This window comes from Candidatus Methylomirabilota bacterium (assembly GCA_035709005.1).
Classification (GTDB): Bacteria; Methylomirabilota; Methylomirabilia; order Rokubacteriales; family CSP1-6; genus 40CM-4-69-5.
The window spans coordinates 60129-83358 of the sequence record DASTFB010000059.1 but is presented as its reverse complement, the minus strand read 5'-3'; the positions used below and the strand labels follow the sequence as shown (position 1 = coordinate 83358).

General features: G+C 71.8%; 24 protein-coding genes. 4 read left to right on the top strand and 20 right to left on the bottom strand.

Annotated elements, in window-relative coordinates:
- Positions 1–33: 33 nt before the first annotated feature.
- Genes VFR64_09420 through VFR64_09410 form a run of 3 tightly spaced genes read left to right on the top strand, consistent with a single transcriptional unit; the run spans position 34 to position 2628 of the window.
- Positions 34–549: a hypothetical protein gene (locus VFR64_09420; GenBank protein ID HET9489956.1), complete on the top strand. Its 516-nt coding sequence runs from the start codon at positions 34–36 to the stop codon at positions 547–549.
- On the top strand, positions 542–1678 hold the full coding sequence (locus VFR64_09415; protein ID HET9489955.1) for a hypothetical protein: 1137 nt from the start codon (positions 542–544) through the stop codon (positions 1676–1678). The genes VFR64_09420 and VFR64_09415 overlap by 8 nt, the downstream gene beginning before the upstream one ends.
- Positions 1675–2628 (top strand): P1 family peptidase, encoded by a 954-nt coding sequence (locus tag VFR64_09410; protein HET9489954.1) that lies wholly within the window; start codon positions 1675–1677, stop codon positions 2626–2628. The genes VFR64_09415 and VFR64_09410 overlap by 4 nt, the downstream gene beginning before the upstream one ends.
- Positions 2629–2643: 15 nt before the next feature.
- Here VFR64_09410 and VFR64_09405 read toward each other — a convergent pair whose 3' ends face one another.
- Positions 2644–4932, bottom strand: coding sequence for a xanthine dehydrogenase family protein molybdopterin-binding subunit (locus VFR64_09405; GenBank protein ID HET9489953.1), 2289 nt, complete (start codon positions 4930–4932; stop codon positions 2644–2646).
- 17 nt (positions 4933–4949) lie between these two features.
- On the opposite strand from VFR64_09405, the gene VFR64_09400 reads away from it, so the two are divergent.
- On the top strand, positions 4950–5297 hold the full coding sequence (locus VFR64_09400; protein HET9489952.1) for a hypothetical protein: 348 nt from the start codon (positions 4950–4952) through the stop codon (positions 5295–5297).
- On the opposite strand, the gene VFR64_09395 is transcribed toward VFR64_09400, so the two are convergent.
- The 19 genes from VFR64_09395 to VFR64_09305 form a co-directional block, all read right to left on the bottom strand.
- Positions 5242–5961: an HAD family phosphatase gene (locus tag VFR64_09395; protein ID HET9489951.1), complete on the bottom strand. Its 720-nt coding sequence runs from the start codon at positions 5959–5961 to the stop codon at positions 5242–5244. The genes VFR64_09400 and VFR64_09395 overlap by 56 nt on opposite strands.
- On the bottom strand, positions 5958–6830 hold the full coding sequence (locus VFR64_09390) for a M28 family metallopeptidase (protein HET9489950.1): 873 nt from the start codon (positions 6828–6830) through the stop codon (positions 5958–5960). The genes VFR64_09395 and VFR64_09390 overlap by 4 nt, the downstream gene beginning before the upstream one ends.
- A gap of 47 nt (positions 6831–6877) precedes the next feature.
- Entirely contained in the window at positions 6878–7651 is a 774-nt protein-coding gene (locus tag VFR64_09385) for a TatD family hydrolase (GenBank protein ID HET9489949.1), read from the bottom strand.
- On the bottom strand, positions 7651–8676 hold the full coding sequence (locus VFR64_09380) for a DUF5924 family protein (GenBank protein ID HET9489948.1): 1026 nt from the start codon (positions 8674–8676) through the stop codon (positions 7651–7653). The genes VFR64_09385 and VFR64_09380 overlap by 1 nt, the downstream gene beginning before the upstream one ends.
- A 133-nt stretch (positions 8677–8809) precedes the next feature.
- On the bottom strand, positions 8810–10795 hold the full coding sequence (metG, locus tag VFR64_09375) for a methionine--tRNA ligase (protein ID HET9489947.1): 1986 nt from the start codon (positions 10793–10795) through the stop codon (positions 8810–8812).
- 6 nt (positions 10796–10801) lie between these two features.
- Positions 10802–11731: a regulatory iron-sulfur-containing complex subunit RicT gene (gene ricT, locus VFR64_09370; GenBank protein HET9489946.1), complete on the bottom strand. Its 930-nt coding sequence runs from the start codon at positions 11729–11731 to the stop codon at positions 10802–10804.
- A 10-nt stretch (positions 11732–11741) separates the two neighbouring features.
- Positions 11742–12623, bottom strand: coding sequence for a hypothetical protein (locus VFR64_09365; GenBank protein ID HET9489945.1), 882 nt, complete (start codon positions 12621–12623; stop codon positions 11742–11744).
- The gene (gene tmk / locus VFR64_09360; protein HET9489944.1) at positions 12613–13233 is read right to left on the bottom strand and encodes a dTMP kinase; all 621 of its coding nucleotides are present in this window, start codon (positions 13231–13233) and stop codon (positions 12613–12615) included. The genes VFR64_09365 and tmk overlap by 11 nt, the downstream gene beginning before the upstream one ends.
- A gap of 61 nt (positions 13234–13294) precedes the next feature.
- Positions 13295–14422, bottom strand: a complete 1128-nt coding sequence (locus tag VFR64_09355) for an acetoin utilization protein AcuC (protein HET9489943.1) — start codon at positions 14420–14422, stop codon at positions 13295–13297.
- Positions 14419–14991, bottom strand: coding sequence for a cyclic pyranopterin monophosphate synthase MoaC (gene moaC / locus VFR64_09350; protein ID HET9489942.1), 573 nt, complete (start codon positions 14989–14991; stop codon positions 14419–14421). Before moaC ends, VFR64_09355 begins: the two co-directional genes overlap by 4 nt.
- A 24-nt stretch (positions 14992–15015) precedes the next feature.
- Positions 15016–15237: a DUF465 domain-containing protein gene (locus VFR64_09345; GenBank protein HET9489941.1), complete on the bottom strand. Its 222-nt coding sequence runs from the start codon at positions 15235–15237 to the stop codon at positions 15016–15018.
- 85 nt (positions 15238–15322) lie between these two features.
- The gene (locus VFR64_09340) at positions 15323–16486 is read right to left on the bottom strand and encodes an ABC transporter ATP-binding protein (protein ID HET9489940.1); all 1164 of its coding nucleotides are present in this window, start codon (positions 16484–16486) and stop codon (positions 15323–15325) included.
- Complete coding sequence (locus tag VFR64_09335; GenBank protein HET9489939.1) at positions 16483–17604, bottom strand: ABC transporter ATP-binding protein; 1122 nt, start codon at positions 17602–17604, stop codon at positions 16483–16485. The genes VFR64_09340 and VFR64_09335 overlap by 4 nt, the downstream gene beginning before the upstream one ends.
- A 2-nt stretch (positions 17605–17606) precedes the next feature.
- Entirely contained in the window at positions 17607–18272 is a 666-nt protein-coding gene (gene modB, locus VFR64_09330; protein ID HET9489938.1) for a molybdate ABC transporter permease subunit, read from the bottom strand.
- On the bottom strand, positions 18269–19042 hold the full coding sequence (gene modA, locus VFR64_09325) for a molybdate ABC transporter substrate-binding protein (GenBank protein ID HET9489937.1): 774 nt from the start codon (positions 19040–19042) through the stop codon (positions 18269–18271). Before modA ends, modB begins: the two co-directional genes overlap by 4 nt.
- The gene (locus VFR64_09320) at positions 19039–19473 is read right to left on the bottom strand and encodes a hypothetical protein (GenBank protein ID HET9489936.1); all 435 of its coding nucleotides are present in this window, start codon (positions 19471–19473) and stop codon (positions 19039–19041) included. The genes modA and VFR64_09320 overlap by 4 nt, the downstream gene beginning before the upstream one ends.
- A 26-nt stretch (positions 19474–19499) precedes the next feature.
- Positions 19500–21824: a xanthine dehydrogenase family protein molybdopterin-binding subunit gene (locus VFR64_09315; protein ID HET9489935.1), complete on the bottom strand. Its 2325-nt coding sequence runs from the start codon at positions 21822–21824 to the stop codon at positions 19500–19502.
- 6 nt (positions 21825–21830) lie between these two features.
- A complete protein-coding gene (locus tag VFR64_09310; GenBank protein HET9489934.1) occupies positions 21831–22304 on the bottom strand; it encodes a (2Fe-2S)-binding protein in 474 nt (157 codons plus the stop codon).
- A 17-nt stretch (positions 22305–22321) separates the two neighbouring features.
- Entirely contained in the window at positions 22322–23182 is an 861-nt protein-coding gene (locus tag VFR64_09305) for a xanthine dehydrogenase family protein subunit M (GenBank protein HET9489933.1), read from the bottom strand.
- Positions 23183–23230: the final 48 nt, after the last annotated feature.

Below are 23230 nucleotides of genomic sequence, written 5' to 3'. Positions count from 1 at the left end.
CGGGCATTGTAGCAAATCTGCTATCATCCAAACGTGGAGCTGCGAGCCTTTTTCGCCCGAGCGATTCGGGCCAGCTTCCGGGACCTCGCCCTCGATGACGAGCCCGCCGCGAGGTATCTCGCCGACCTCCTCGCGCGGTTCGCCCGGGTCGAAAATCTCTACCCGCGCGGCGCGGCCCTGCCCCGTCTGGAGACCGTGGTCGATATGTTGCTGGACATCCAGGCCGCGTGGCAGGAAGACGCCCCGGGATTCAAGCCCGAGCACGAGGTGACGGTGCGGCGACACATCGGCGACTACACGATGTTCATGACCGGAGTGTTCCGGGAACGGGTGGACCGCATCGCCTCCACGAGCTTCTACATCTCGCAGGGCAAGCGGGCGTATCGCTTCGTCTCCGAGCACGCGCGGGCCCAGGCCGGCACCGGCAGCCTGCCGTATCGCCGGCTCGCCGAGCACTTCGAGCGGTACGTGGGGGCGCTGGATTACACACGGCGCGTCCACTTCCCTCAGGGGCCCGGGCACCCGCTGTTCCGGCTCGCGCTTGAATGACCTAGAAGCCTGCGGCCGCTCGCTCCTCGAGAGTCTCCTCACCCGTGGAACCCCGCCGACCCCACCCGAGCTGCAGAGCCTGACCCGGTTGCCCGCCGCCGCGCTCGACGAAGCGTTGCGGCAGTTCGCCGCCCGCCACGGCGCGGCCGCGCTCGGCGTGTTGACCGCGCTGGCTGCCGAGCCGTCGCCGCGCGACGTGCGCCGCGCCGCCAAGCGAGCCCTCTACCGCCTCGCCCAGGGGGGCGTCACGCCGCCGCCGGCGCCGGCCACGCCGCCCGCGGCCGCGGGCCGCGGCCCTTTGCAGGCCGTGCGGGCCTGGGCCTCCGGCGTCGATGGCAGCGGCTCGCGCGCGGTCTGGGTCCTCTTCGAAGGCGCGTGGGGCACGCTCCGGCTCTGCTCGGTCATCCTGAACGACACCGCCGGCATCCTGGAATCGGCGGGCGGCGAGATCACCAAGAAGCGGCTGGATCGCGAGCTGGCCGAGCTGAGGGCTGAGCAAAAACTGCCCTGGGTATCGATCGATCCCGACCGGGCCAGGGGGCTCATCGCCGAGGCGCTCGCCCTGCACGAGGCCGCGGGCACGACACCGCCCGTCCCGTTCGCGCGCTGGCAGTCGCTGTTCGCCGCGACCCCCCCGGCCACGCTCCCCGCGCTGGGCGACCCGGATCCCGCGCTGGCCGAGCGGGCCGGTGAGCTGCTCGAGGCTCCCGAGTTCGCCGGCTGGTTCCTGGAGCCGGCGTCGGTGCAGTCCGATGCCCTCGAGCTGCTGCAGGCGCGCGAGAGTCGTCTCGTGCTGTCCGATCAGCAGAAGGCCGAGCGCCAGGAGGCGATCCTGCGCCGGGTGGTGGAGCGCGAGCTCACCCCGGCCGCGCGCCGGCTCTGGGGGCGACGGCTCGGCGAGATGGCGCTCGTCCTGGAGGAGGCCGGCCGGGGTGAGCACGCCGCCATCGCCAGGGCGGCAGCGATACGTCTCCTGGATGAACAGCGCGACGTCGGCCGCGAGGCCTTCGCGCGCGGCCTGGCCGCCCGGGCGCTCGCCGCCGCCGGGGAAGTCGCGCTGGGTCGGCTCAGCCCCGCCGACGTGAGCCGCGCGCCCGAGAGGGCCCCCCGCCCCACGCGCCCGGCGTGATCACCGACGTCCCCGGGGTCCGGGTCGGTCACGTCACCGACGACGTCGGCTTGACCGGTGTCACCGTGCTGCTGTGCGACCGTCCCGCCGTATGCGGCGTGGAGCTACGGGGCACCGCGCACGATGTGGTCGGCCTCGACTACCTCGATCCCCGCCACCTCGTCCCCGGCGTCGACGGGGTGATCCTGGGCGGGGGCAGCCGGTTCGGCGAGGAAGCCGTCTACGGGGTCCTGGCCTACCTCGAGGAGCGTGGCATCGGCTTCCCGGTAGGGCCGAGCGTGGTGCCCCACATCCCTGGCGCTTTTCTGTTCGACCTCAACGTGGGCGATCCCCGGGCGCGGCCCACGCGGGCCATGGGGTATCAGGCAGCGGCGAGTGCCGTGGGCGGGGCGGTCGGCGAGGGCAACGTCGGAGCAGGAACCGGCGCCAGCGTGGGCAAGCTGTTCAGGATCGGCCGCGCCATGCGGGGCGGGCTCGGCACGGCGAGCGTCCGGCTGGGCGAGGTCAGCGTCGGCGCGCTGGTCGCCGTCAACGCCGTCGGAGACGTGCGCGACCCCGATAGCGGGCGCCTGATCGCCGGCGCTCGCGACGCCGACGACGGGCGCCGGCTGGTCGACACGGCCCGGGCGCTCGCCGCCGGCACGCCCCTGCGCGCGTTCCATGGCCTTCAGCACACGACGATCGGCGTGGTGACCACGGATGCTCGGCTCACGAAGACCGAGGCCGCCACGATGGCCGCGGTCGGAATGCTGGGGTTCGCGCGGGCCCTCTCACCGCCGCACACGGTCTGGGATGGCGACGCGCTGTTCGCGCTCTCGGTCGGCGACCGGACCGCCGACCTCACCGCCCTGGGGCTGACGGCCGCCGACGTCGTGGCCCGGGCCATCGTACGGGGCGTGCGAGCGGCGACGTCCTTGCCGGGCCTGCCGGCCGCCCGCGACCTCGGCTGACCGCCTGGCGCGGTTCTACGCTCGAGCCTCGTGCAAGACTCGCCAGACCTTGTGGGCCGTCAGGGGCATATCGAGGTGACGACACCCGAACGGGGCCAGCGCGTCCACGACGGCGTTGACGATGGCCGGAGGGACCGCGATGCACCCGGCCTCGCCCAGCCCCTTGACGCCGAGGGGGTTGCGCGGCGTCGGTGTGACGCTCTTGCCCAGCTCGGGCTCGGGAAAGTCCCCTAGCCGCGGGACCGCATAGTCCATCAGCGTCGCGGTGAGGAGCTGGCCCTCTCCGTCGTACACGATACCCTCCAGTAGAGCCTGCCCCGCGCCCTGCGCGTAGCCGCCGTGCAGCTGCCCCTCGGCCAGCAGGGGATTGACGATGGTGCCGGCATCGTCCACCCAGACCAGCCGCGTGAGGCGCACCTGACCGGTGTCGCGGTCGATGGCGACGCTCACGACCGCGGTGCCGAACGACCACGTCTCGGCGTCCGCCTTGAAAAAGGCGGTGGCGTCCAGCCCGGGCTCGTCACCCGGCGCCAGATGGGCGCCACGGTAGGCGGCGTCGGCCACCCGAGCCCAGGTCACCTTCTTGGCGGGCGCCCCCGTGACCTGAAACCCGCCCGGCACCGTCACCACGTCGGCCGGCGAGGCTTCCAGGACGTTGGCGGCGATGCGCCGGCCCTTCTCGCGCACCTCGGTGGCGGCCCGGAACACCGCGCTGCCCCCCAGCGCGGTGCTCCGGCTGCCGAAGGTGCCGAATCCCACCGGGGCGCCCCGCGTATCGCCATGACGGACGACCACGTCCTCGGGCTCGACGCCCAGCACATCGGCGGCGATCTGAGCCCAGGTCGTCTCGTGACCCTGGCCATGGGGACTGGAACCGGTAACGATCGTGACCGTCCCCGTGCGCTCCACGCGAACGCTGCCGCTCTCCCAGCCCTGCGCCGCCGGCTCGACGTAGGCGGCCAGCCCGACGCCGACGACCTCGCCCCGCTGCCGCGCGGCGCGCTGCTGCTCGCGCAGCCGCTCGTACTCCGCCAGCTTCAGTGCCTGCTCGAAGGCCACCAGGTAGTCGCCCGAGTCGTAGATGCAGCCCGTGGGGGTGCGATAGGGAAACGCATCCGCGGGGATGAAGTTCCGGCGGCGGATCTCGGCCGGATCGAGCGTCAGCGCCCGGGCGGCCTCGTCGAGCAGGCGTTCCATGAGGAAGATGCCCTCGGGCCGGCCGGCGCCGCGGTAGGGCCCGGTGGACATCGTGGTCGTGTAGGCGGCGCCCGTCTCGATGTCCACCGCGGGGACGACGTAGGCCCCCGGCAACGTGCGCCCGTGGTTGGAGGCCGGCACCGCGCCGCTGAAGACGATCTCCGAGCCCAGCGCGAAGACGATCCGCGCCCGCACGCCGAGGATGCGGCCCTGCGCGTCCACGGCGAGCTCGCCCTCGGCATCGGCGCCGCGCCCGTGGTGGGTGACGGCGAGGTCCTCGCCGCGCGTGGCCATCCATTTCACCGGCCGGTGGAGCCGCCGGGCCAGCCAGGCGACCAGCACGTCTTCGGCGTACGGCGAACCCTTGACGCCGAAGCCCCCGCCCACGTCGGGCGCGATGACGCGGATCCGGCTCTCGTTGAATGCCAGGCAGGTCGCGATCTCCGAGCGGACCCGGAAGGGCGCCTGCGAGGACGACCACACGGTCAGCTCGTCGAGGTGCGGGTCGTACACGGCCAGCACCGCCCGAGGCTCCATGGCCACGGCGCTGAGCCGCGGCTGGCGCACGGTCAGCGTCGCCGTCTGCGCGGCGCGGGCGAACTCGCCGGCGACGTCACCCACCCGCCAGGCGTGGGTGAAGGCGCGGTTGCCCCCCAACGCGGGATGCAGCACGGGGGCGTCGGCACGCGCGGCGTCCGGAGGATCCACGACGGCTGGACGTGGCTCCCACTCGACCGCGACGAGCTCGGCCGCATCGCGCGCCTGCGCGGCCGTCTCGGCGACGACCGCGGCCACCGGTTCGCCGACGGCGCGGACGACGTCGCTCACCAGCAGCGGCCGGCGCGCGATCTTCATGTTGGGGAACAGCGGGTTGACGGAGAGCGGCCGCAGGTCACGCACCTGGTCGCCCGTGGCAACCTCCACCACCCCCGGGGCGCTACGGGCGGCCGCGACGTCCAGGCGGGCGATCGTCGCGTGGGCGTGCGGGCTCCGGAGAAAGTGGACGTGCAGGATGCCGGGGAGCCGAACGTCGTCGGTATAGCGGCCGGCGCCGGTGAGCAGGGGCCGGTCTTCGACGCGGCGGCGCGGCGTGCCGATCCAGGTCATGGGCCCAGGATTATCGCATGGCTCGTGCGGTACACTTGGGCCCCATGCGACGACGCGGCAAGATCATCCCCTTCCCGGGCCTCCGATCGGGGTCGCCGCCGCCGCGAGTCCCGGCGCGACGGCTGTCCGACGACGTCCCGGGCCTGGTCGACGTCCACCGCTGCGATCAGGCCGAAGCGCTCGTGGTCAAGGGTCTGCTCGAGAGCGAGGGCATCCCCACGGTGCTGCGGGCGCGTTTGGCGCACTCGGTGTACCCGTTCTCGGTGGGCCAGCAGGGCGAGGTCGTGGTGCTGGTCCCCGAGTGGGCGGTTACCCGGAGCCGCCTGCTGCTCGCCCGGGTCTCGGGCGGGCCGTCGTTGTTCTGACGCCGCCCGGCAACACCGGCAGCAGTTCCTCCAGCGAGGTCAGCACCCGGTCCGCTTCGCCGAAGTCCTGATGCCGCGTCGCCGCGCACGGCACGGCGACGCAGGCCATGCCTGCCCGTTTGGCGGCGAGCACGCCGTTGCGCGAATCCTCGACGACCAGGCAGCGCGCGGGCGGCCGGCCCAGCCGTGAAGCGGCGGCCAGGAAGACGTCGGGCGCCGGCTTACCGCGCCCCACCTCCACGCTGGAGACGACGATGGGAAAGTAGCCCTCCAGCCGCAGCACGCGAAGCGTGGCGGCGATGACCTCCGGGGTCGAGGACGAGGCCAGAGCCAGCCGGTAGCCGGCTCGCGTCAACGCCGCCAGCACCCTCGGGACTCCGGGCAAGGGCACGGCCTCACGTTCCAGCAGCGCGATCAGATTCTGGGTGAACTGCCGGGCGAGGGTGTCGGTGTCGGCGGCGAGGCCGTGGCGCGCGCGCAGGATGGTGAAGATCTCCAGGTCGGTGAAGCCGATGAACTGCTCGTTGGCCTCTTGAGAATAGCCCACGCCGTAGGTGGCCAGGAGGCGCCGGGCAGCTTCCAGGTGCAGCGGCTCGGAATCCACGAGGACGCCGTCCATGTCGAAGATGACGGCCGCGATGCCGTCGAAAGGGGCGCTGGTCACCCCAGCGCGTCCACGAGGACCTCCAGCGCGAGCCCTACCCGCTGGAGCGCCGGCGCCTGCAGCGTCCGGAGGCCGTCACGGCTCGTGTGGTAGGTGTCGAAAGGGGGCGGCCGGCGCACGAGGTTCCGGAATGCGCTGCGCGCCGGGCTCAACACGAAGCGCCGGAGGGCTTCGGCTTCGCGCGCGGGCACCATGGTCAGGCCATAAGCGGGAATGCCCGCCGCCGCGAAGGCCCGATGATCGCTGCCGAACACCGGGATCCGGCCCACGACGTGATAGCTCTCGTCGCGGCGAAGGCCCAGGCCATCGAGGGCGCCGGTGATCGACCTGAGAAAGCCGGACTCCCCGGTGACGTCCCAGACGGCCAGGCTATCGCCGATGCCGCACAGCTCCAGGCTGAGCACGCCGACGATGTCGGCGAGCTCGGTGTCGCGGACGTAGGCCCGGGCGCCCAGGTACCCCAGCTCCTCCGCTGCCGTGAACAGCACGCGCACACGCAGCCCGGGTGGCACGCGGGAGCCGAGCCGGTCCAGCAGGTGCAGGAGGATGCCGACGGCCGCCCCGTTGTCGTTGGCGCCGGGGCTGCCCGGGACCGCGTCGTGGTGGGCGATCAGCACGAGCACGCGCTCGCCGCTGCCCAGGTCGACGCTGAAGTTTTCGCCGCGACCTTCGAAGGTGGCGAAGCGGTGCCGGGCGAACTCGACGCCGTGGGCCACCAGATAGGCGGCCACCGCCGCCTCGCGCTCGGCGTTGGATCGTCCGGCCACCAGCCCGGCCAGCGCCAGGGGCCCGCCGGCCCCGTGCAGGACCTCGTGGAGCGGGGCGGGCGGCGGCGCGGAGGGCTGGCGCAGGTTCAGGACCCGCGTCACCCCTTGATTGAGTCGGCCTCTCAAGAAAAAGCCGAGGTCTCGCAGCGTCACGGCAGGCCCAGCACGCGGCAGGCGTTGGCGGTGAGCTCGCGAGCCAGCGCCTCGACCGGCACGCCTCGCAACTCGGCCACCCGCGCCGCGGTGATGGCGAGGTGCGCCGGCTCGTTACGCTGTCCGCGATGCCCCTGCGGCGGCAGGAACGGACAGTCGGTCTCGATCACCAGACGATCGCCTGGCACGAACCGGGCCACCGTGGGCAGCGCCCGCGCGTTGGGGTACGTGACAGGTCCGGCCAGCGAGATGACCAGCCCCAGGTCCAGACACTGGCGGGCCACGGCGACATCGCCCGAGAAGCAGTGCATGATCCCGCCGATCTCCTGGACTTTCTCCTCGGTCAGGATCTGCACGACCTCGGCGTGCGCGTCGCGGCAGTGGATCACCACCGGCTTGCCGGCGCTGCGGGCCAGGCCCAGCAGCCGCCGAAAGACCCGCGCCTGGTCGTCGCGCGAGGCCAGGTTGCGGAAGAAGTCCAGGCCGATCTCGCCGATCGCCACCACGCGGGGCTCGGCGGCCAGGCGGGCGATCTCGGCGAACGTGGGCTCGTCGCCAGTGGCGGCGTCGTGGGGGTGAATGCCCACGGTGGCCCACACGTCGGGCTCGGCCTGGGCCAGGGCGACGGCGGCCGCCGAGCCCGCGATGTCGGTGCCCACGGTCACCAGGCGCCGGACGCCGGCCGCGCGCGCCCGGGCCAGCGTCTCGGGCAGGTCGACGGCGAACTGCGGGAAGTGCAGATGGGCGTGGGTATCGACGAGGTCGAGCATCAGGGCACGACGGTGAAGCGCAGGCGACCGACGAGCTGATCGGAACCGGTCAGGACGTCCACCACCCACCGTCCGGACGGGTCGGCCGGGAACGAGGTCTTCCGCGAGTACGTGCGAAAGCCCTCCCGGCGTCCGCCGTGCACGGGGGACAGGCGCACGTCGTCGACGACGCGACCTTCCTGGCGCCAGACGTGCCGCACACTCTGCTTGAGCCCGGCGGGCGCGTAGACCGCGGTGTAGGCGATGAGACCGCGCCGGCGAAGGTCGGCGGCGGCGATGGGCCCGTCCACCGGCTCCAGGGAGTCGCCCTCGACGGCCCAGGCCATCGTCTTGGCGGCGATGAACAGGGGCACCGGCGGAAGCACCGCGCGCCCCCACCAGGTGAGCACCGCCACGAAGACGCCGGCCAGGGCCATGGTGCGCAGCCCGAACCACCACCGCCAGCCACGGGCCCGGCACACCGACGGGGTGAGGGCCCCGACCGAGGCCCAGGCCGCGCCGGCCAGCGCCAGGTGAGGCGGCACGCCGACCAGCGGCAGCGCCAGGTTGAGCCCGCAAAAGATCGAAACGAGGAAGAAGACGTAGCGGGTCCACGGCCGCGGGTGCACCACGACGTGGTACCAGGGATCGAACGTCGCCAGGATCGCCAGTACCACGATGAGCACCAGGAACGGCGCGTTGAGCGAGGTGAGCGTGGTGCTCGCCCAGTAGACGGGCAGCAGGAACAGCAGCACCCCGTGGTACAGGCTCTGGATCAAGTAGTCGGCCGCGGTGATGACCAGGCGGTGGCCGCGCGCCTCCAGGGCTTGCCGGACCTGGGTCAGCACCGCGAACAGGATCCAGATGAGCAGGATGGAGCCGACGAACCATCGGATGTGCGTCAGCTCGCGCCGAAAGACGAACAGAGTGAGCAGGCCGCCGACCAGGGACACCATGGAAATGCCCCAGCGGCGGAGCCACGGGCCCCACGCGCGCAGGGCTCGCTCCACCCTCGGACCGGCGACCGGCGAGGCGTGGGCCTCCATCACGGGGCCTCGCCCGTCGGTGACCGCACTAGGCGACGTGGGGGGCCCCGACATGGCCCCCCACACCCCCCAACATTCGGCACGCCCCGGCGCAGCCGGGCCGTGCCTCTGGGACCGCTACCCGGACAAGCACCTAGGTCACCCTGGCGCCGGGCGGCAGATCGCGGTCGAGGACGAGGATCGAGAGTTGTCCCTGGGCGGACCCCGCCAGGAGCATGCCCTGCGACTCGATCCCCATCAGCCGGGCCGGCTCGAGATTGACGACGATCACCACCTTCTTGCCGACGAGCTCGTCCGGCCGGTAGTGCTCGGCGATGCCCGCCACGACGGTGCGGGACTCGTCGCCGCCCAGCGAGACGGTGAGCTTGAGCAGCTTCCTCGATTTGGCCACGGGCTCGGCGGCCAGCACCTGGGCCACCCGGAGGTCGAGCCGCGCGAACTGATCCTTGGTGATCGGCCCCGCCGACTCGCCGTGTTTGGCGCTGGCCCGGTCGAGCGTCTCCACCGGCCGGTCCGCCGCCACTCCGGCCGTCGCCGTGGCGCGCTGATCGACGCGCGGGAACAGACCCGAGAGCTTGCGGACCGGAGCGCCCGGCTGAAGCCCGCCCCACGCGGCGTGGGCCAGCTGCGGCTCTGCCGTCTGCCCCAGGGCCTGGCGGATCCTGACGGCGGCATCGGGGAGGAACGGCGCCAGCACGATACCCAGGATGCGGAGCGACTCGCCGAGCACGTAGAGCACGCGCTCCAAATGCGGCCGGGCCGCCGGGTCCCGGGCCAGCCCCCACGGCTTGCTCACATCCACGTAGCCGTTCAGCAGGGCGATGACGTTCCACACCCGCCCCAGCGCCCGGTGGAAAGCGAACGCGTCCATCGCCTCGTGGAGGCTGTGCGGGCCGTCGCGCTGCACCAGCTCCTCGACACTCTGCCGGATCGCCAGTTCCTGGCGATCGAGCTCGGTGGCGGCCGGCACCCGGGTGATGCCGCCGTGGCTGGCGATCAGGGTGGTGGCCCGCGCCACCAGGTTCCCCAGGTCGTTGGCGAGATCGGCGTTGAGCCGGCCCACGAACGCCTCCTCGGAGAAGTCGGCGTCCAGGCCGAAGACCATCTCGCGCAGGACGAAGTACCGGAACGCGTCGTTGCCGTACTTCTCGCTCAAGGCGAGCGCCTCCACCACGTTACCGACGGACTTGGACATCTTGCCGCCGCCGATGTTCCAGTACCCGTGCACGTTGAGGTGGCGGAACAGCAGCGCGTCGGAGCGGTCCTCGGGCAACCCCTGGGCGCGGGCCAGGGCCTTCAGCATGCAGGGCCAGTAGACAGCGTGCGGCTTGAGGATGTCCTTGCCGATGAGGTGCTGGGCATGCGGCCAGAAGGTGCGGAAGCGCTCGCCGTCCGGGTAGTCCAGCGCCGAGACGTAGTTGATGAGGGCGTCGAACCACACGTAGGTGACGAAGCGGTCGTCGAAGGGCAGCGGGATGCCCCACTGTAGCCGGCTCTTGGGACGGCTGATCGACAGATCGTGGAGCCGCTCGCCGAGGAAGCCCAGGATCTCGTTGCGATAGCGCTCGGGCCGGATCAGGTCGGGATGCGCCTTGAGATACCCCACCAGCCAGTCCTGGTAGGCCGACATCCGGAAGAAGTAGTTCTCCTCCTCGATATAGGTCAGCGGGGTGCGGTGGTCGGGGCAGAGCCCGTCGGCAACCTCCTTGTCGGTGTAGAAGCGCTCGCAGCCGAAGCAATACTGGCCGCCGTACTTGCCCAGGTAGAACTCGCCGGCGTCATGCAGCCGCTGCAGGATGTGCTGGACCACCGCGGTGTGGCGGGGCTCGGTCGTGCGGATGTAGTCGTCGTACACGATCCCCAGCCGCTTCCAGGCCTGTCGGAACGCCGCCGAGTTCCGGTCGGCCAGCGCCTGGGGGGAGATGCCGGCCGCGGCCGCGGCCTGGGCGATCTTGTCGCCGTGCTCGTCGGTGCCGGTGAGGAAGAAGACGCGGTCGCCGACCAGGCGGTGCCAGCGGGCCATCGCGTCGCCGATGATGGTCGTGTACGCGTGCCCCAGGTGGGGTGGCGCGTTGACGTAGTAGATCGGCGTGGTGAGATAGAAGACGCTCGGAGCCACACGCACCTAGCTCAGGCCACCCTCGGCCTTATCCGGACTCTCGGGCTCCGCTACAACACTCTGATCCGGGCTCGCGGACCCCGCTACAACAATGTGCGCTCGCCCCTCCCAGGTGATCTGGTCCAAGGGCACCTCGGCCTCGGTGCCGTCGGGAAAGCCCACTACCACGGACTGCTTGAGCACCCGGATCGATCTGACCTTTCCGCTCATGCAGCCGCCGCCCCCGCAGGAGGCCTGGCAGGGCGTGTTGACCTTGGGCAGCCGCGAGCGGAGCTCCTGATAGAGCGAGAACTCGTAGAGCAGGCAGCACTTGAGCCGCCCGCAATTGCCCAGCAGCCGGCTGTCGGTGAGCGGCATGTCCTGGGCTTTGGCCATCTTCACCGAGATCGGCTCGAACTTGCGAAGATACGACGAGCAGCAGAGCTGGCGTCCGCAAGGGCCGATGCCGTCCATGACCTTGGTCGTGTCGCGGGCACCGATCTGGCGCATCTCGATGCGGGCCCGGAACTCGCGGGCCAGGTCGCGCACGAGCTCGCGGAAGTCCACACGGTCCCCGGCGTTGAAGTACACCGTGATCCGGCGGGCCGTCGGGTGGATCTCGACGTCCACCACTTTGACCGGCAGCCCGCGCTGGCGGGCCAGACGCTGCGAGGTCGCGACGTGCGCCTTCTCGCGCTCGCGACGCGCGTGCCATTCCCGGACCTCCGTCTCGGTGGCCAGGCGCACCACCTGCGGAAACGCCCTGTCTCGCTTGAACTCGGGGAGCGGCCGCCGCGGCCGGCGGACCTCGCCGACGAGCTCGCCCCCGGCCGCCTCGACCACCGCGAAGTCGCCGACGGCCACGGTCAGCTCGTCGCCGACCAGCTTGTAGTCCTCGGCCGGGGCGACCTCGCGCAGCCGGATGCCGACCAGATAGGCGGTCTCGACCTCGCTCATGCCATGGTCCTCAGGCCGCCCGCAGCGCCAGCCGGGTCAGTACGACCTCCAGCGTCAGCCGGGGTGTCACGTTCACGGCCAGCGCCTGCCGGGCCTCGCGGCAGATGGCGATGGCCCGGAGCAACGCCTCCACGCTCCACCCCGCGGCCTCTCGGGTGAGCACCTCGGCCGCGGCCGGGTCGGTGAGCAGCCGTCCGGGGGCGCCACAGCGGGCCAGCAGCAGGTCGCGGCAGTGGAGCCAGCAGGCGTCGACGAAGCGCTCGGCGCGCTCACGGTCACGGTCGAACCCCTGGGCCCGGCGGAAGAGCGCCTCCATGCCCTTGGCCCGCACCTCGGCCAGCGCCTCCACGACCTCGGCCTGCTCCTGCGAGGGCGGCGCCGGGGTTGGAAATCGGACGAGCTGACAGCGCGACAGCACGGTGGCGGGGACCGCGCGCGTCCGCGGCAGCACCAGCACGATGACGGTGCGCGCCGGCGGCTCCTCCAGTGTCTTGAGGAACGCCTGTGGCGCCTCCCCCGTCATCCGCTCCGCCTCGTCCAGAACGAACACCTTGCGGACCGCCGTGACGGGGGCCAGGGCCGCCTGCCGCTCCAGCGCGCGGATCGCGCCGATACGAATGGCGCGCGGGCCCCTGGGGTTGGTCTCGGGCGGCGTCGGCATGATCACGTGCAGATCCGGGTGCCGGCTGGCCGCCGCCAGACTGCAGGCCCGGCAGGCGCCACAACCCCCGACCGGACAGAGCAAGGCTTGAGCGAAGGACAGGGCCGCGGTGATGGCTCTGCTCTCCGGGGGGCCCACGAACGCGTAGGCGTGGGCCACCCGGCCTCCGGCCAGCGTGCGCCGCAGAAGCTCGATCGCGGGAGGCTGATCCGCCAGCGCCTCAAAGGCCACGCAGGAAATCTCCCACGAGCGCCTGGGCCTCGTCCGCGATGACGCCGGCGGGCCGGGCCGCCCGGATCAGCCGCACCCGCTTGGGCTCGGCCCGGTGAAGCTCGATGTAGCCGCGGCGTACCCGCCGGTGAAACGCCAGGGCCTCGCGCTCGAAGCGATCCAGGCGGCGCTTGCCGATGCGCCGGAGCCCCACGGCCGGCTCGAGATCGAAGACCAGCGTCAGGTCGGGCAGGATGCCGCCGGTGGCGCGGACGTTCAGCTCGCGGATCAGCTCGACGTCCAGCCCGCGCCCGTAGCCCTGGTAGGCGGTGGTGGCGTCGACGTAGCGGTCGCAGAGGACGACCCGGCCCTGGGCGAGCCAGGGGCGGATGCGCTCGCTCACGTGCTGCTGGCGCGCGGCCAGGAAGAGGAAGAGCTCGGCGAGCGGGGTCGGCCGCGAGCCGGGACGCTCGAACAGCCGCCGGATGGCGACACCGAGGGCGGTGCCATCCGGCTCCGCTGTTCGCTCGACACGGAAGCCATTTCGTTCCAGCCATCGCCCGAGGCGCGTCAACTGGGTCGTCTTGCCCGACCCCTCGACGCCCTCGAACGTGATCAGCACGCCGCGCACGCTCGGGACCTCCACCCGGCGTCAGACGACACCGTCGTCTGGTCACTGTAGCACGACAAACTCAGAGCCCATGAAGCGGGAAGATGAGCCGCTGCACGCTGTCGACCTGGCGGGCGAGGTAGTCCTGGACGACTCGCCGGCGGTCCTCGTCCAGGTGCGCCGGCGGGTCCCAGAGCGATCGGGTGCGCACACGCGATCCCACCCGCTCGAGAAAGGGCTGGGGCAGCTCGGCCGGCAGCTCGACGCCGTTGATCACCGCCCAGGCCGCCGTCCAGGCCCGCGCGACGTTCCCCACGTCGTATCCGCCGCCTCCCAGGGCCACCAGCCTGGGCGCCAGCTCGGTGATCCGTGCCACCACCCGGGCGAAGCCCTGCACGTCCAGGGCGAGGTGGGTGAGCGGGTCCGTCCGGTGGGAGTCGATCCCGAGCTGGGCCACCACCACGTCCGGGCTGAAGGCCCGCACGAGCGGCGGCACTACGGCCTCGAAGGCGGGCAGATAGGCGGAGGAGTCGGTGAGGACGTCGAGCGGCAGGTTCACCGAATAGCCTCGCGCCTCGCCCTCGCCAGCCTCCTCCACGAATCCCGTGCCCGGAAAGAGCCGGTCGCCCCGCTCGTGGATGGAGATGGTCAGCACGTTGCGGTCGGCGTAGAAGGCCTGCTGAACCCCGTCACCGTGATGGGCGTCGATGTCGATGTAGGCGACCCGCAAGCCGCGGGCGCGCAGGTGGAGAATCGCCAGCACGGCGTCGTTGACGTAGCAGAAGCCCGAGGCCCGATCGGGCATGGCGTGGTGCAGCCCTCCGGCGAAGTGGAACGCGCGCTCCACCTGGCCGCTGCCGACCAGCCGCGCCGCCAGCACGGAGCCGCCGGCGGCCAGTCGCGCCACGTCCCACAAGCCGGGGAACACCGGGTTGTCGCCCGGGCCCAGGCCATAACGACAGACCACCGCCATGGGGGCCCGACCGGTGTTGGCGGCCTTGAGCACGGTCAGGTACTCCTCGGTGTGGAAACGCAGCAGCTCCGACTCCTCGGCCGGGTCCGGGGCCGTCACGGTGACGCCGGGGAGCGCGGTGAGGCCGTAGGCCTGCATCAGGCGCCAGGTGAGGTCGAGGCGCTCCATACGCAGGGGATGCTCCGGTCCGTAGTCGAACTGGGCGTACTGGTCGGAATGCACGAGCGCGGTCTTCATTGTTGGAGCGGGGACCGGGAGCCCGGCTTGAGCCGTGGGTGGCCTGTTCCAGGAGGGACCCGGCTGCGTTCGCGTCGCCGCCAGTGGCCGGACTTTCCCCCGGTCTTCTCGAGCAGCTCCACGCGGGCGATGGTGACCCCTTTCTCCACCGCCTTGACCATGTCGTACACCGCGAGGGCGGCCACGCTGACCGCCGTCAGGGCCTCCATCTCCACGCCCGTCTTGTCGACGGTCCGCACGCGAGCCTGCACCGAGAGCTCGCCGCGGCGCACGTCATCGGTGAACTCGATGTCGATCCCGGTGATGCGCAGGGGGTGACAGAGCGGGATCAGCTCATGGGTGCGCTTGGCCGCCATGATGCCGGCCGTTCGCGCCACCCCCAGCACATCGCCCTTGGGCGCGTTGCCGGCCCGGATGAGACGCACCGTACGGGGCGCCATCCTCAGGACCGCCCGGGCCACCGCCTGGCGCGCCGTCTCCGGCTTGGCAGAGACGTCGACCATGCGGGCCTCGCCCCTGGGCCCCAGGTGGGTGAATCCGCGGAGCGCTCTGGCCGCGGTCCGCGGCATGAGAAAGCCTCGACCGGCTCGGCGTCAGGCCGTGACGCGCGCGTGCCGGATGATTTCTTCCATTCGATCCTTCGCCATCAGCTTCAGCTTCTTGAGCTCCGTCATGCGCCACTGTTGCTCAGCCGAGAGCGGGGACGCGCCTTTCAACGCCTCCAGGTTACGGTCGTGATCCTGATGCTCGAGCCGGAGGCGGCGGAACTCCTCGTTCTCGGCCATGAGTCGCTCGATGAGGCTCTCCTCGGTCATGCATGGCCTCCTTGAGGGCGGCAGGGAGGGGATACAGAGAACAACGCCAGCGACCGGGCGGCCGCTGGCCTGGCGTTTATCTCAGTCAATCGCTACCCCCGTCCGATACATCTGGTTGCGGGTGCTTCACATTTAGCCCCAAGGGGCTGGCGCTGTCAAGGATCGCCTGGTCTATGACGTGCACGGCGCTCGCCTTGAAGACGGCCGTGACCGGCACCCCGGCGGTAAGCCTGAGCTCCTGCACCGAGCGGGGAGTGATGGCGGCTACGAGCGGAAACCCCACGTCCACCAGCACGCGCACCGGGCTGCCCGGGGTGATGCGGATCACCGTGCCCCGCAAGTGATTACGGGCGCTGGTCAGCATCGGCCCCTCCGGTGACTGGGCCAGCGTGACGTCCTCAGGCCGGATACCCAGGCGCACCCGCTCTCCCGGCCTGGCCGCCGCCGCCACCTCCAGCCGGCAACCGGCCACATCGATCGTCGCGACGCCCCAGCCGGTGGCGACGACCTCGCCACTGACGATTGTCTCCACGCCGACGAAGCGGGCCACCTCCTCGGAGGCGGGAGCCTGGAACGTGCGCGCCGTCTCGTCCACCTGGCACAGGCGGCCCTTCATCAGGACGGCGACGCGATCAGCCAGCCCCTGAGCCTCGGTTCGGTCGTGCGAGACCAGGACGGTCGTCACCCGCTCGGCTCTCAGCACCGCGCCGAGCTCGGGCACGAGCGCGGCACGCGTGGGCTCGTCCAGCCCGGAGAACGGCTCGTCCAGGAAGAGGACCTCGGGCTCGAGCACCAGCGCGCGGGCCAGGGCCACCCGCTGCGCTTCGCCACCGGAGAGGGCGCGGGCCGACCGCGCCGCGAGGGGGGCGACGCCGAAGCGCTCGAGCCAGCGGCGCACGCGCAGTGCCCGTTCGGCCGGCGGCACCCCGCGAAAGCGGAGCCCCAGCGCGACGTTGGCCTCGACCGTCATATCGGCCAGCATCGGCGACTGGAACACGGTGGCCATCCGGCGGCGCACGCCGAGCCCCTCGGCCGCCGTCACCACGCTGCCGCGATAGCGCACCTCGCCCCGGTCGGGCACCTGGAGCAGGGCCAGCACGCGCAAGAGCGTGGACTTGCCGCTCCCGTTGGGACCGATCACGGCCAGGACTTCACCGGCCCGGACGTCCAGGGCGGGGATGTCCAGCGTGAAGGTGTCGGAGCGCCGGACGGCGACGTCCTGAGCCTCGAGCACCGGGCGGGCGGTCACCGGGGCAGCACCTGGATCGAGCCCCGGTGGATCGACAGCTGCCAGCGGCGGTCGCGGGCAACCTCCAGAATTTCGTAGACCAGGCGGGGCACCTCCACCTCGAGGTCGTACTGGCCCTGCGCGGGCGCGCCGGGCTCGTCCAGACGGATCCGCAGGGCCCACGTGGTGCCGAAATCGGTCTCGTCGACGATCCGCCCGCTCATGAGGTTCATGTGGTGCTGGGGATCCGGAGCGCCCCGGTCCTTGCGGATGAGCCGCACGTACTCGGGCCGGATGAAGAACGCGATCGGGGCCTCCGGCGGCGGCAGATAGGCCCGGGTGGGGGAGTTCACCGCCTCCAGCGTCAGACCGCGCCACCGCAGCTGGATCCGGTCGGGCGTGGCCTTGATGACGATCCCGTGCAGGATGTTGCGGATGCCCATGATGCGGGCGACGGCCTCGGAAGCCGGTTGCCAGAGCAGCTCGGAGCGCAGCGCCGACTGGATGACCCGACCGGCATCGTACACCACGATGCGATCGCCCAGCCGATAGGCCTCGGTGAAATCGTGGGTGACGATCACGGCCGGGATCCCCCAGTCCAGCAGCAGTGCGCGCAGCTCGTCGCGCAGCCCCGCCCGCATCGGCGCATCGAGCGCGGAGAGCGGCTCGTCGAGCAGCAGCAGCGCCGGGTCGATGGCCAGCGCCCGGCCCAGCGCCACGCGCTGCCGCTGGCCGCCGCTCAGCTCACCCGGACGTCGGTCGCCCAGCCCCGTCAAGCCGAGACGCTCCAGCACGGCGGCGGTGCGCTCCTGACGGTGCTGCCGCGGCCTGTCGCGCAAGCCGAAGCCGACGTTCTCGGCCACCGTGAGGTGCGGAAAGAGCGCGTAGCTCTGGAACACGTACCCCACGCGCCGGGCCTGGGGGGGCAGCTCGATCCCGGGGGTGTCGAAGAACACCCGCCCGTCCACGACGACGCGACCGTGATCGGGCCGGATCAGCCCGGCCAGGCAGTGCAGCGTCAGGCTCTTGCCCGCCCCGGAGGGCCCGAACAGCGCGACCACGCCGTCATCCCCGCTCCAGTCGATGTCCAGCGCGAAGCCGGGCAACCGCTTGACGATCCGCACCTCGAGACGGCTCACGTTCAGGCCGCTCGAGCGCCCAGCCGGCCAGCCGCGAGCAGCACCGCGCAGGACAGCGCGGTCAGCGCCGCCACCAGGACGAGCGCCTCGGCGGCTTCGCCGGTCTGCACGGCGGTGTAGATGGCCAGCGGCACGGTCTGCGTACGGCCCGGGATGTTCCCCGCCAGCATCAGCGTCGCCCCGAACTCCCCGAGCGCGCGCGCGAAGGCGAGCACCAGGCCGGCCAGGATGCCGCGCCCGGCCAGGGGCAGGGTGACCTCGAGGGCCGTCCGCCACTCGGGCCGCCCCAGCGTGTAGGCCGCTTTCTCCAGGTCGCGGTCGACCGACTCGATGGCCGCCCGCGCCGTGCGCACCAGCAAAGGCAGCGCCATCACCGTCGCCGCCACCACCGCCGCGTACCAGGTGAAGGCCACAGTCCAGCCGGTGAGGTCGTAGAGCGGACCTCCCAGCCAGCCGCGCCGACCGAGCAGCACGATGAGGTAATAGCCGGTGACGGTAGGAGGCAGGACGAGCGGCAGGGTGATGAGCAGGTCGATCACCGTCTTGCCGCGGAAGACGCGGCGAGCGAGCACGTAGGCCAAAGGGATCCCGAGCACGGCGTTCAGGAACGTGGCCACCACGGCCACCTGCACCGACAGCGCAAGGGCATCCCAATGCTCGCGGCTCATCGACGATCGGGGCCGGGCAGCTCGAAGCCCAGACGGCGCAGCACCGCCTGGCCCTCCGATCCGGCCAGTATCTCGACGAAGGCCCGGGCCAGCTCGCGGTGGCGGCTGCTCTTCACCACGGCGGCCGGGTACACGATCGGGCTGTGCGTATCCTCGGGAAAGGCAAAGGCCAGACGCACCTGGCCCGCGCGGGTCAGGGCGTCGGTGGCGTACACGATGCCCACGTGGACCTCGTCCCGGCTGACGTAGTCGAGCACCTGGCGGACGTTCTCCCCGAACACCAGCCGGCTCTTGAGCCGGTCCCACAGCCTCAGCGTGCGCAGGCTCTCCTCGGCGTACTGCCCGGCCGGTACCGTCCTGGGATTGCCAATGGCAATTCGCTGGACGCGTCGATCGAGAAGGTCCGACGGTCCCGGCAGATCCAGAGGCTCGGCCGCCGACTTGACCGTGACCAGGACGTTGCGGGCGAACACCCGGCGGCTCTCCGGAACGATGAACCCGCCGAGCTCCAGCTCGTCCATCTGGCGCTGAGCGGCCGAGACGAACACGTCCACCGGGGCGCCCGCCTCGATCTGCTTCTGCAGATCGCCAGTGGCGCCGAAGTTGTACCGCAACGTCACACCGGGATGGTGCTCGACGAACCGGCGGCCCACGTCCTCTGCGGCTTCCTTCATGCTGATGGCGACGGAGAGCAGGAGCTCGGCGGCCACCGCGGGCCCGCCGCTCGCGTGCAGGAGCGCCAGCAGCATCAGCACCGTCAACACCTTCATGCGCCCTCCTCTCGGTCAGGCCTCACTATGCCACGTGCGCGGGGGCCCCGAGCCTCGTCCTCGGGCTGGCGTGCGCGTCCGTTGCCCGGGTGCATGTACCAGAGGGCGAGGCCCGCCAGGAAGCCTGCGCCCATGTTCCACATCGCGACGGCGGCCGTGAGCAGGGTCACCGCACGATCGCTGCCCGTGGCGACACTGGGCAGCAGGCCCCTGGCCAGCTCCAGGCCGCCGAACATCAGAATTACGCCGAGCACCGCGGCCGGGAACAGCCGCAGCAGGATGCTCACCGAGTCGGCGAGGCCGAGGCCCACGAGCACCATGAGCAGGCCCAGCATGACCAGGGCCCCGAGGACGAAGGGGATCAGCGTGCCCAGGTCGCCGAACGCGCCGTTCAGCTCTCGCACGTCGTAGCGGTTGCCGGCGATCCACATCGAGTCGCCTGGGCCCGCGGAGACGTCTAGCCGGTTCTGGCGGGCGGCCCGGCGAGCAGCGCCAGCGCGATGCGCTCGGGCGTGAGCGGGGCCGTGGTGATCCGGACTCCCGTCGCGTCCTCGACCGCGTTGGCGATGGCGGCGGGCGCCGGGACGATGGGCGGCTCGCCGACGCCCCGGGCCCCGAAGGGGCCGGACGGCGACGGCTTCTCCACGATGATCGTCTCGATGTCCGGAAGATCCGCCGCGGTGAGCTTGCGGTAGTCGAGCAGGCTGGGGTTGGTCAGGCGGCCCTCGTCGTCGTACGTCAGGGCCTCGGTGAGCGCCATCCCCAGGCTCTGCACCGCGCCGCCCTGCATCTGTCCCTCGACGCCCAGCGGGTTGATCGCCTTGCCCACGTCCTGGACGACCACGAAGTCGTACACCGTGACCTCTCCGGTGTCGGGGTCGACCTCGATCCGCGCTAGCTGAGCGGCGAAGCCCGGGGCCTGCTGGGAGAACGCCGGGCGGCTCACCCCGAGGACGGGCGGCACCTTGGACATGTAGAGATTGCCCTTCTTGCCGATCTGGGCGAGCGTGATGCCACGATCGGGCATGCCCCGAACGGTCACGCGGCCATCCACGAGCTCGAGATCGTGGACGGAAGCTTCCAGCTCCGAGGCCGCGATCTCCAGCGTCTGCCGGCGCGCGTCCTCCGCCGCCTGGAGCACGGCCGTGCCGACCGTGTAGACCGTCTTGCTGCCGGCGCTGAGCCCGGTCATCGGCGCGGTATCGGTGTCCCCGGTGGTGATGCGGACCTTCTCGATATCGACGCCGTACGCGGAGGCGGCGATCTGGGCCAGCGCGATGTTGGTGCCGGCGATGTCCACCTGGCCGGTGAGGACGCTGACCGTCCCGTCGGGGTTGAGGCGCACCGTGGCGCCGGTCGGCTGAAGGCCGCCGAGCCACCCGCCCAGGGCCAGCCCCGTCCCCCGCAGGCCATGGCCTTTGCCGCCGCTGGCCTTCCACTCGGCCCGGCTCTTCCAGAGCGGGTGCCCAGCGATGCGGTCCAGGACTTCCCGCGCGCCGTTGCTCTGCCAGGGCTGGCCATTGGCCATCGGATCGCCCTCGGCGATGAGGTGGCGCCGGCGGAACTCGACCGGGTCGAGCCCCAGCGCGCGGGCGATCTGCTCCATGTGCGAGTCGATGGCGAAGATCGTCTGGGGGGCGACCGGGGCCCGATAGGCGGCAATGCTCGGCTTGTGGGTGAGCACCTCGGCCCCGCGCACCTCGAACGCCGGCCACTTGTAGAGGCTGGCCAGGAAGACCGCGCTCACGGCCAGGACCGCTCCCGAGAAGGCGCCCGCCTCTAACACGGTCTCCGCCTCGAGCGCCATCAGCGTGCCGTCTCGCTTCACGCCGGTCTTGAGCCGGATGATGACCTGGGGCGCGGGGTTGCCGGCCTCCAGCTCCTCGCGCCGGGTCATCACGTAGCGCACCGGCCGCCCGGTGGCCCGGGCCAGCAGCGCGGTGATCGGCTCGCACAGGGCGCGGATCTTCCCGCCGAAGCCGCCCCCGCACTCCATCGGGATCACGCGGATCTGGTTCTCTGACATCTGCAGGACGTCCGCGACCTCGGAGCGGGTGTTGAACGAGCCTTGCGTGCTGGCCCACAGGGTGAGGAACCCCGTGCGGTCCCATTCGGCCAGCACGGCGTGCGGCTCGAGGTAGCCCTGGTGCACCATCGGCACACGATAGGTCTTCTCGAGCACCAGGTCGGATTCCGCGAAGCCCCTGGCGACGTCGCCGCGGTGGAGCCGCGACTGCTGGGCCACGTTGGCGGCCTTGGGCGGGGGCGCATCGGTCTTGGCCACCGTGACGGCTCCGTGGGCCATGGCCTCGCTGGTGTCCGCTTCGGTGCCGGCGTCAGCGACGCCGGGCGCGCCGACCTGCATCGACTTCAGCGGGTCCACGGAGGCCGGGAGCACCTCGTACTCGACAGTGATGAGATCGATCGCCTCTTCGGCGATGGCCAGCTCGTCGGCCGCGACGGCGGCCACCGGCTGTCCAACGAACACCACGCGATCGATCGCCAGCACCGCGTGGGCGCGCGTCGGCGCCTTGCGCTTGAGCTCGGGGACATCGGCCGCGGTGAGGACCGCGCGCACGCCCGGCAGCGCCCGGGCCCGGGTGGTGTCGATCCGTACGATGCGGGCGTGGGCGTGCGGACTCCGGAGCAGCTTGGCGTGCAGGAGCCCGCGTGGCTGCAGATCGGCCACGTACTGGACCCGGCCGGTGACTTTCTCGGGGCCGTCGGGCCGGGGGATGGCCAGCCCCACTCCCCGGACATCGCGCGTCGTCTTCTGGGCCATGGTGGTCTACCTCGCCGCCGCGGCAGCGGCTTCACTGATGGCGGTGATCATGGTCGTGTAGCCCGTACACCGGCAGAGGTTGCCGGCGATGCCGTAGCGGATCTCCTCGGGGGTCGGACGCGGGTTCTCGGCCAGCAAGGCTGCTGCGGCCATCAGGACTCCGGGAATGCAGAATCCGCACTGGGGCACGCCGTGCCGCACGAAGGCGTCCTGCAGCGGATGAAGCGCCCCCGGCCGGCCCAGCCCCTCGATCGTGCGCACCGAGCGGCCGCGCGCTTGCACCGCCAGCATCAGGCAGCTCGCCACCGGCTTGTCATCGACGTGCACCGTGCAGGCCCCACAGTCGCCAGTGCCGCAACCCTCCTTCGGCCCCGTGAGGCCCAGCCGCTCCCGCAGCGCGTCCAGCAGGGTGTCCCAGGGCTGGACCAGCACCTCCACCGCCTCGTCGTTCACCGTAAAGCTCAGGGCCTGCTTGGCCACTTCGAAGCTCCTCTCGCTCAGCTCCGCGCTCGCGCGAGCGCGGAGGTCAGTGTCCGTCGCGTCAGGACGCGGACGAGATGGCGGCGGAACTCGGCCGATCCCCGTTGATCGCTGATGGGTCGGGCGGCCTCCGCCGCCAGCCCCGCCGCCTCCTCGATGAGCTCGGCCGTGAGCGGTCGCCCTTCCAGCGCCTGCTCGGCAGCCGTCGCCCGGAGGGGAATCGGCGCTACGGCAGCGAGCGCGATGCGCGCCCGCGCGCAGATGCCGTCCGACAGGCTGAGCTGGGAGGCGACGCCCACCACGGCGATGTCCAGCTCACGCCGCGGCGTGTGGCGCAGGTAACGTCCTCCGCTCCGCGGCGCCGGAGCCGGGATCACGAGCTCGAGCAGCAGCTCGTCGGGCGCCAGCACCGTGCGCCTCACGTCCGCGAAGAACGCGCTCAGGGGCACCCGCCGCTCGCCGCGGGGCCCGGCGATCACCGCCTCGGCCTCCAGGGCCAGGAGCGGCGGGGCCATGTCGGCCGAGGGCGCGGCATTGCAGAGGTTGCCGCCCACGGTGGCCAGGTTGCGCACCTGGACCGAGCCGACGAGGGCGCCGCTCTCGGCCAGCGCCGGATAGCGCGTCTGGACGGCTTGATTCAGCTCGAGCTCTCGGGCCGTCACCGCGGCGCCCACCCGGAGCCCGTCATGGACGTCCAGGGTCCGCAACCGGGTGACCCTGGACAGGTCGACCATGTAGCGGGGGGCCAGCATCCCGTTCTTGAGCTGGGGCAGCAGATCCGTGCCTCCTGCCAGGAGCTTCGCCTCGCGCCCGTGCGCGGCGAGCGCCCGCAGGCAGTCTTCCACGCTGTCGGCCTGGACGACCTCGAACCGTTTCATGAGCAGATCCTAACGTCTGCGGTACGTCCGCCGCCAGCCCCCGTAATC